The following is a 9,088-nucleotide window of genomic DNA, read 5'->3' on the forward strand; positions in this document are numbered from 1 at the left end:
CCCACCGGCAGCCAGGACTGATCCGGTGGGCCACGAGAGGGAGAACACATGATCATCGACTGTCACGGCCATTTCACCACCGCACCACCGCAGTTGGCGCGGTGGCGGGACCGGCAGACGGCGGCGGTCGGCACCCCCGGCCGCGCACCCGCCCCCGACGACCTGGTCATCACCGACGAGGACCTGCGCCGGGCGGTCGAGGGCCACCAGCTGCGGTTGATGGACGAGCGCGGCATCGACCTGACGATCTTCTCGCCGCGGGCCAGCTTCATGGCCCACCACGTCGGCGACCTCGAGGTCTCCTCGGTGTGGGCGCGGATCTGCAACGACCTGGTGCACCGCGTCAGCACGCTCTACCCCGACCGCTTCGCGATGGGCGCCATGCTGCCGCAGTCGCCGGGCGCCGACCCCGCGACCTGCCTGCCCGAACTGCGCCGCGCGGTCGAGGAGCTCGGCGCGGTGACGATCAACCTCAACCCCGATCCGTCAGGCGGCAGTTGGACCGCGCCGCCGCTGACCGACCGCAGCTGGTACCCGATCTACGAGGCGATGGTCGAGTACGACATCCCCGCCATGATCCACGTCAGCACCTCGTGCAACCCGGCCTTCCACACCACCGGCGCCCACTACCTGAACGCCGACACCACGGCGTTCATGCAGCTGGTCCAGGGCGACCTGTTCGCCGACTTCCCGACGCTGCGGTTCGTGATCCCGCACGGCGGCGGTGCGGTGCCCTACCACTGGGGCCGGTTCCGCGGCCTGGCGATGGCGCTGGGCAGGCCGGACCCCGAGGCGCTGCTGGACAACGTCCTCTTCGACACCTGCGTCTACCACCAGCCCGGCATCGACCTGCTCACCCGGGTGATCCCCAGCCGGGCCGTCCTGTTCGCCAGCGAAATGATCGGCGCGGTCCGCGACATCGACCCGCGCACTGGTCACCACTTCGACGACACGAAGCGGTACGTCGAGGCCGCCCCGGACCTCACCGACGAGGAGCGGGCCGCCGTCTACTCCGGCAACGCCCTGCGCGTCTACCCCCGACTCGCCGCCCGGCTCGCCGCGGCCGGCCACTGACCCCAGGAGAAGAACGCATGGAGCACAGCGGGATCGGCATCGTCCGACCCTCCATCACCCGGGCCGACCCGAAGGCCGTCGCCGCGCTGTCGGAGTTCGGCGTGGCGACGATCCACGAGGCGATGGGCCGGGTGGGGCTGATGCGGCCGTACCTGCGCCCGGTCCACCCGAAGGCCCGGCTGTGCGGTCCGGCGGTGACCGTCCTGCTGCAGCCCGGCGACAACTGGATGCTGCACGTCGCCGCCGAACAGATCCGGCCCGGCGACGTCGTGGTCGCGGCCTGCACGACCGAGAGCGAGGACGGCTTCTTCGGCGAGCTGCTCGCCACCTCGTTCCGCGCCCAGGGGTGCCAGGGCCTGGTCATCGACGGCGGCGTGCGCGACGTGGCCGACCTGGCGGAGATGGACTTCCCCGTCTTCGCCCGGGCGGTCAACGCCAAGGGCACGGTCAAGGCCACGCTCGGCTCGGTCAACGTGCCGGTGGTCTGCGCCAACGCGCTGGTCCGGCCCGGGGACGTCGTGGTGGCGGACGGCGACGGTGTCGTCGTGGTGCCGCGCGAGCGGGCCGCCGAGGTCGCCGCGGCCTCGGCCGAGCGCGAGGCGAACGAGGAGAGCAAGCGCGCGCGGCTCCGCGCGGGCGAGCTCGGTCTGGACATGTACGGCATGCGCGGCCCGCTGGCCGCGCTCGGGCTGCGCTACGAGGACCGATGATGATCTTCGAGAAGACCACCGGCTGGCTGGACTGGTACGCCGGTCCGAGCCGGCCGCAGTTCCGGCTGCCCGAGGGTGCCGTCNACGAGGACCGATGATGATCTTCGAGAAGACCACCGGCTGGCTGGACTGGTACGCCGGTCCGAGCCGGCCGCAGTTCCGGCTGCCCGAGGGTGCCGTCGACGCGCACTGCCACGTCTTCGGCCCCGGGGCGGAGTTCCCGTTCGCCGCCGAGCGCAGGTACACCCCCTGCGACGCGTCCAAGGACCAACTCTTCGAGCTGCGCGACCACTTGGGCTTCACCCGCAACGTCGTGGTCCAGGCGACCTGCCACGGCGCCGACAACTCCGCCATGGTCGACGCCCTGCGGGCCTCCGGTGGCATGGCCAGGGGTGTGGCGACGGTGTGGCCCGGGACCTCGGACGCGGAGGTGCGCGAGCTGCRCGAGGCGGGCGTCCGCGGGGTGCGGTTCACCTTCGTCAAGCGGCTCGCCGACGCGGCGCCGCAGCAGGACCTGCTGGACGTCGCCGAGCGGATCACGCCGTACGGCTGGCACGTCGTCCTCTACTTCGAGGCCGCCGACCTCGCCGACCTGCGCGACTTCCTGCTGTCGATCCCGGCGCCGCTGGTCATCGACCACATGGGCCGGCCCGACGTCGCCAAGGACCCGTACGGCCCGGAGTTCGAGGCGTTCCTGGACCTCCTGCGGGCGAGGTCCGACATCTGGTGCAAGGTGACCTGCCCGGAGCGGCTGTCGGTGAGCGGCCCGCCCGCCCTCGACGGCCGTCCTGAGACCTACCGCGACGTCGTCCCGTTCGCCCGGCGGGTGGTCGAGGAGTTCCCCGACCGCGTGCTGTGGGGCACCGACTGGCCGCACCCGAACCTCACCGACCACATGCCCGACGACGGCCTGCTCGTCGACTTCGTCCCGCAGATCGCGCCGACGCCGGAGCTGCAGCACAAGCTCCTGGTCGCCAACCCGATGCGCCTGTACTGGCCGGACGCGGGCTGACCCCCGCACGATCGGAGCACCACCATGCCGCTGGACAAGACCTACAAGCTGGTGCCGGGGACGACCGTCTTCGACGCCGAGCAGTCCGCCAAGGGATACCACCTCAACCAGTTCTGCATGTCGCTGATGACGGCGGCGAACCGCGAGCGCTTCCTCGCCGACGAACACGCCTACCTGGACGGGTGGCCGCTGCGGGAGGAGCAGAAGCGGGCGCTGCTGGACCGCGACCTGAACGCCGCGGTCCGTGCGGGCGGCAACATCTACTTCCTCGCCAAGTGGGGCGCGGCGCTGGGCCTCTCCTTCCAGCAGATGGCGGGCTCGATGACCGGTATGACCGAGCAGGAGTACCGCGCCATGATGGTCGGCGGCGGTCGCTCCGTCGACGGCAACCGGATCGACCACGCCGTCCTCGAGGCGGCGCACGCCGACCCGACGCCGCCGGCCGGGCACGCCACGATCACCGGCGCGGTCTTCACCTCGCACGTGCCGGCGATCGGCGCGGCGATGGATCACCACCGGACCGACGAGCCCTACTGGCAGCCGGTCTTCGAGGGCTACGAGTTCTCCAGACGGTGGGCGCGGGAGAATCTCCCCGACGTGGTCTTCCTGGTCTACAACGACCACGCCACCGCGTTCGACCTGTCGCTGATCCCGACTTTCGCACTCGGCACCGGCGCGGCCTACCCCACCGCCGACGAGGGCTACGGGCCCCGGCCGGTCCCGGGCATCGAGGGCGACCCCGACCTGGCCGCGCACCTCGCGCACTCGCTCATCACGGACGACTTCGACCTCACCCTCGTCAACGAGATGACCGTCGACCACGGTCTGACCGTCCCGCTGTCGCTCATGTTCGGGGACGTCGAGAAGTGGCCGTGCAAGGTGATCCCGTTCCACGTCAACGTGGTGCAGTACCCCGTGCCCTCGGGCGCCAGGTGCTTCGCACTGGGCCGGTCGCTGCGCAGGGCGATCGAGTCCTACGACCGGCCGGTGAAAGTCCAGGTGTGGGGCACCGGCGGCATGAGCCACCAACTGCACGGCCCCCGGGCCGGGTTGATCAACCAGGAGTGGGACAACGCCTTCCTGGACCGGCTGGTCGACGACCCGGCCGGCCTGTCGCAGGTGCCGCACCTGGAGTACGTCGAGGAGGCGGGCTCGGAGGGCATCGAGCTGGTCATGTGGCTGATCGCCCGTGGGGCGATGAGCGACATCGACGGGGCCGGTGAGATCGAGGTCAGGCACCGCTTCCACCACGTGCCGGCGTCCAACACCGCCGTCGGCCACCTGATCCTGGACAACCACCCGCGGGCCGAGGCGCCCGCCGTGAAGGAGTGACATGACCGAGCAGCAGACCGTCCGGATCGCCCTGGCCGGGGGCGGTGCCTTCGGCGCCAAGCACGCGGCCGCGCTCCGCCGGATCGAGGGCATCGAGGTGACCGCCGTCGTGAGCGGCACCCTGGAGAGCGCCCGGGAGTTCGCCGAGGAGCAGGGCGTGGGCCGCGCCGTCGCGAGCCTGGAGGAGGTGCTGGCGATGGACGACGTCGACGCCGTCATCCTCGCCACGCCCACGCCGATGCACGCCGCCCAGACGCTGGCCTGCCTGGAGGCGGGCAAGCACGTCCAGGTCGAGATCCCGCTGGCCACCTCGCTCGCCGACGCCGAGGCGTGCCTGGCGGCACAGCAGCGCACCGGACTCGTCGCGATGGTCGGACACACCCGGCGCTTCAACCCCAGTCACCAGTGGGTGCGGCAGCGGATCCAGGCGGGGGAGTACGACATCCAGCAGCTGGACGTGCAGACGTACTTCTTCCGCCGCACGAACGTCAACGCCCTCGGCCGGCCGCGGACCTGGACCGATCACCTGCTGTGGCACCACGCCGCGCACACCGCCGACCTGTTCGCCTACCAGACCGGGTCGCCGATCGTGCAGGCCAACGCGCTCCAGGGCCCGATCCACCCCGGACTCGGCATCGCGATGGACATGTCGATCCAGCTGCGCGCGGCGAACGGCGCCATCTGCACCCTGTCGCTGTCGTTCAACAACGACGGGCCGCTCGGCACGTTCTTCCGCTACATCGGCGACACCGGCACCTACGTCGCGCGCTACGACGACCTGGCCACTGGCCGGGACGAGCCGATCGACGTGAGCGGGGTCGACGTCTCGATGGACGGCATCGAGCTGCAGGACCGCGAGTTCGTCGCCGCGATCCGCGAGGGCCGCGAGCCGAACGCCTCCCTCGCGCAGGTGCTGCCCTGCTACCGGGTGCTGGCGTCCCTCGAGGAGCAGCTCGCCGCGGCCTCGGGCGTGTGACGGTGCGGGTCACAAATCTGCGAACAACCCGTCCCAGGTGTATTTGAACCTGTTCAGAATGCTCTAGAGTCGAGCCCGTCGAGGCGCTGATCTGCGCCTTCGGCGGACTGCCCGCTGGGTGGCTTCCGCACGCCTGTCGACCACCGAGGGGGACTCATGTCCGGTCTGTCCACACCCGCCTCCCCGCCGCCCCGCCCACCGGTCCCGGGCCAGGTGCCCGGTACGCCGGTGAACCCGTACCGGGCGCCGACGCCCGCCGCTCAGCCGTTCCAGTGGCTGCGCGCCAGTGACCCCGACCGGAAGGCGCCCGCCACGTCCAAGGTGGTCGGCGCCGCCGCGCTCGCCGGGGTGCTGACCAGCTGGATGCTCGACGACGCACTGGGTGTCAACCTGCTGCTGTGCGGCCTGGTCGCGGCCGTCGGAGCAGGCTTCGCCGCCCGGGCGGCGGGCCGCTCGATCCGGCCCTGGACGGTCGTCTGGAGCGTGCTCGCCCTCGCGCTGCTCGCCGTGCCCGCGCTCCACGAGGCCGACTGGGCGGTGATCCTCTCCGGCGCCTGCGCGCTGGGCCTGGCCTCGCTCGCCCTGCACGGCGGCAGACGCTGGACCGGTGTCCTGTTCGCGCTGCCCGGCCTCGTCTGGCAGCTCATCCCCGGACTGGTCTGGGCCCGCACCGGCCTGCGCGGCTTCCGGATCCCCGGCGGGCGGAGCAAGGCGGTGCCGGTCCTCAAAGCCGTCCTGGTCGCGGCCGTGCTGCTGACCGTCTTCGGCTGGCTGTTCGCCGGCGCCGACGCCGCGATGGCCGAGGTACTCGGCGGCCTGATCCCCAGCTTCGAGCTGGAGCCGGGCGACCTGCCGCGGCACGCCCTCCTCTTCTTCCTCGGCCTGGTCGTCGCCCTCGGCTTCGCCCACATCGCGGCCGGCCCGCGCCGCTGGGACCGTACTGCGGTCAAGCCCGGCCGCGAGCGCGGCCGACTGGAGTGGGCGCTGCCGCTGGCCGCGCTCAACCTGATGTTCGGCGCCTTCGCGGTGGTCCAGGCGGTCGTGGTGCTCGGCGGCCGCGACTCCATCCTGGAGAACACCGGGATGAGCCGCTCCGAGTACGCCCGGCAGGGCTTCTGGCAGCTGATGGCGATCACCGTGCTGACCCTGGTCGTGGTCGCCGTCGCCCAGCGCTGGGCCCCGCGCACCACCGAGTCCGACCGCCGGCTCGCGAGGCTGCTGCTCGGCGCGCTCTGCGTCCTCACGCTGGTCGTGGTCGCCTCCGCGCTCGGCCGGATGTGGTACTACGTCGACGCCTCCGGGCTCACCCAACTGCGGCTCTGGGTCCTGGTGGTGGAGATCTGGCTCGGCGTGGTGTTCCTGCTGGTGATCGCGGCGGGTGCACTCCGGAGGTCCGCCTGGCTGCCGCGCGCCGTGGTGCTGAGCGGTATGGCCACCGCCGCCGTCTACGGGCTGATGGGCCCGGACGCGATCGTCGCCGAGCAGAACGTGGCCCGCTTCGAGAGCACCACGCAGATCGACCTGCGCAACATCAGCGGCCTCTCCCTGGACGCCGTCCCCGCCCTGGACCGGCTGCCCGCCGACCAGCGGACCTGCGCCCTGGCGCTGGTCAGCCGAAACCTCGGTGACACCCCCCGGCCGTGGTACGCCACCAGCCTCGCCGAGTACCGGGCCCGCGAGGTGCTGACCGAGCGCCCGCCGGCCGACGCGGCGAGCCGGACGGCGGCGTGCAGGCGGGTCGGGTTCTCCGACGGTTACTGGCGCTGACCCCCTCCGGTCTTCACGGGGCGGACAGGGCCGTGCGGTAGGCGGACAGCGCGGCCGCGGTACCGGCGAGTGGGAACCGGGCGCCGAGCTGCCCGTCCGGGCGGACGACGAAGCCGGTCGCACCGTCGGGGCGGTACAGCCGGGCGAACTCCCCGGCGGTGTCGCGGTATACGGGGACGGCCAGGGTGTCGGGGCCGGCCGGCGCGGCTGCGGGGGAGAGGACGGCGATGGTCCGGGAGCGGCCTGAGCCGTCGGGGTGGTCCGCTGGCAGCGGTACCCCCGCAGCCGCTTCGGCGGCGGGGGCCAGGTCGGCCGGGTCGGCAGCGTAGAGGATCACCACGTGGCCGGTACGGCCGCGCAGCAGGTCGAGCAGGCGCAGCGGGTAGCCGGCCACAGGAGCCGTCAGGCAGGCGCAGTCGGGGGCCCGGTCGCCGGGCTGGGGCGCGTCGGCCGGTCCGTGGGGGTNGTCAGGCAGGCGCAGTCGGGGGCCCGGTCGCCGGGCTGGGGCGCGTCGGCCGGTCCGTGGGGGTCGGCGGCGAGCGGGCCGTCCCGGTAGCTGACGAGGAGTTGGGCCTCGCGCAGCAGCAGGGTCTGCGGGTCGTCCGGGTCGGCTTCGAGGCCCTGGGTGGCGTGCCGGACGGTCCGGCCGACGACCTCCTCGCCGACCGGGCGGCGCTCGGCGTCGTAGCTGGTGAGCAGGGCGGGAGTCGCCTCCCCGCGGAGGACGAGGGCGAGCTTCCAGGCCAGGTTGCAGGCGTCCTGGATGCCGGTGTTCATGCCCTGGGCGCCGGTGGGCGGATGGATGTGGGCGGCGTCGCCCGCGACGAAGACCCGGCCGTCGGCGTAGCGGTCGACGATCCGGTGGCTGATCCGGAAGACCGAGGACCAGCGCATCCGGGAGAGGACGGCCGGACTGGGGGCGAGGCGGTCCACGACCGCCTGGATGTCGGACAGTCCGGGGGTGGGGCCGCCGCCGTCCAGGCCGTGCGCCACGCCGTCGCCGGGCGCACTCCTGCGGCCGGAGAGATCGGACGGGACCAGCATCGACATGCGGTAACGGCCCTTGCCAGGCAGTGGGATGCAGACCAGGAGGTCGTCGGTGGAACCGTCCTCGGCGCGATGGGTGGACCGTACGCCGTACCCGTGCGGCAGGTCCCAGTCGGCCTCCACGTCCGCCAGCATGTACGACTCGGCGAAGGCCGCGCCCTCGAAGGTGAGGCCCAGCCCCTTACGGACGACGCTGTGGGCTCCGTCGCAGCCGATCAGATAGCGGACCCGAAGCTCCTCCTCGGCGCCGGAGGCGGCGCGCAGTTCGGCGGTCACGCCCTCCGCGTCCTGGCTGAACGCCAGCAGTTCGGTGCCGCGTTCGACGGCTGTTCCCAGGCCGGCCACGTAGTCCTCGAGCAGACGCTCGGTCTCGTACTGCGGCAGCGCGGCGAATCCGTACGGCACCTCGGGCGGCAGCGCGAGTTCGATCCGCGCCCGCTCCCGGCCGTCGACGTAGACCAGCTGGCCGCGCAGCGGAGTGACGGCCTCCAGGACGGTGCCGGCCAGGCCCATCCGGTCCCAGATCTCCAGGGTCCGCGGTTGGATGCCGACCGCCTTGGCGTACGGGAGGCGGGCCGGCAGCCGGTCGACGAGCCGGCAGCGCACCCCGTGGGCGGAGTTCGGCGGCCGCACTCAGTCCGACCGGACCGGCGCCCGCGATCAGTACGTCGGTCGGATCGGTACGCGCCACGGGTGCCTCCTGGTGCCTCGCCCCTCAACCATCGTTGCGCGGTGGTGCGGGGGCGGCCATCCGGGCACCGGCCTAGGGTCGGCTCCAAAAGTTCTTTCCGTCGGCTGTCGATCTGCCCGCCCCTCGTTCGACGCAGGGGTGAGAGGCGAGGACAGGCCCCGCCCGCAGGACCGAGGAGTCACCGTGCCGCGTTTCATGATGCTGATCCGTATCGACGAGCAGAAGGCTGCGGCCTTCGAGCCCGAACCCGACTTCGAGCAGCGGATGGGCGCACTGTTCGAGGAGCTCACCAAGGCGGGGGTGATGCTGGAGACCGCCGGGCTGAAGCCGACCTCCGAAGGCACCCGGGTGGACTGGTCCGGGGGCCGGCTGAGTCTGACCGACGGGCCGTTCACCGAGACCCGTGAGGTGGTCGGCGGGTACGCCATGCTCCAGTGCAAGGACAAGGCGGAGGCCCTGGAGTGGACCCGCCGCTTCCT

General features: G+C 72.4%; 7 protein-coding genes and 1 pseudogene. 7 read left to right on the top strand and 1 reads right to left on the bottom strand.

Annotation, left to right across the window (positions count from 1 at the left end; genetic code table 11):
- The first annotated feature begins 48 nt into the window (after positions 1-48).
- The 6 genes from ASC99_RS28150 to ASC99_RS28175 all read left to right on the top strand — a co-directional run bounded on the left by ASC99_RS28150 (position 49) and on the right by ASC99_RS28175 (position 6,871).
- On the top strand, positions 49-1,074 hold the full coding sequence (locus ASC99_RS28150) for an amidohydrolase family protein (protein WP_057237262.1): 1,026 nt from the start codon (positions 49-51) through the stop codon (positions 1,072-1,074).
- Between the two features lie 17 nt (positions 1,075-1,091).
- On the top strand, positions 1,092-1,784 hold the full coding sequence (ligK, locus tag ASC99_RS28155; protein WP_057237266.1) for a 4-carboxy-4-hydroxy-2-oxoadipate aldolase/oxaloacetate decarboxylase: 693 nt from the start codon (positions 1,092-1,094) through the stop codon (positions 1,782-1,784).
- A 94-nt stretch (positions 1,785-1,878) separates the two neighbouring features.
- A complete protein-coding gene (locus ASC99_RS28160) occupies positions 1,879-2,796 on the top strand; it encodes an amidohydrolase family protein (RefSeq protein ID WP_057237269.1) in 918 nt (305 codons plus the stop codon).
- Positions 2,797-2,820: 24 nt separating this feature from the next.
- Positions 2,821-4,128, top strand: a complete 1,308-nt coding sequence (ligA, locus tag ASC99_RS28165) for a protocatechuate 4,5-dioxygenase subunit alpha (protein ID WP_057237271.1) — start codon at positions 2,821-2,823, stop codon at positions 4,126-4,128.
- Position 4,129: 1 nt separating this feature from the next.
- Positions 4,130-5,104: a Gfo/Idh/MocA family oxidoreductase gene (locus tag ASC99_RS28170; RefSeq protein ID WP_057237273.1), complete on the top strand. Its 975-nt coding sequence runs from the start codon at positions 4,130-4,132 to the stop codon at positions 5,102-5,104.
- Between the two features lie 156 nt (positions 5,105-5,260).
- Positions 5,261-6,871 carry a DUF4153 domain-containing protein gene (locus tag ASC99_RS28175; protein WP_082598702.1) on the top strand — a complete coding sequence of 537 codons (1,611 nt, stop codon included), beginning with the start codon at positions 5,261-5,263 and terminating at the stop codon, positions 6,869-6,871.
- 466 nt (positions 6,872-7,337) lie between these two features.
- On the opposite strand, the pseudogene ASC99_RS28180 reads toward ASC99_RS28175, so the two are convergent.
- A pseudogene (locus ASC99_RS28180) lies at positions 7,338-8,609 on the bottom strand (FAD-dependent monooxygenase); the annotation flags it as partial.
- Positions 8,610-8,792: 183 nt separating this feature from the next.
- Between ASC99_RS28180 and ASC99_RS28185 the strand changes: the two are divergent.
- Positions 8,793-9,088 (top strand): YciI family protein (locus tag ASC99_RS28185; RefSeq protein WP_057237329.1); only part of this gene is annotated, 296 nt, incomplete at its 3' end.

The organism is Kitasatospora sp. Root107, assembly GCF_001424875.1.
Taxonomy (GTDB): domain Bacteria; phylum Actinomycetota; class Actinomycetes; order Streptomycetales; family Streptomycetaceae; genus Kitasatospora.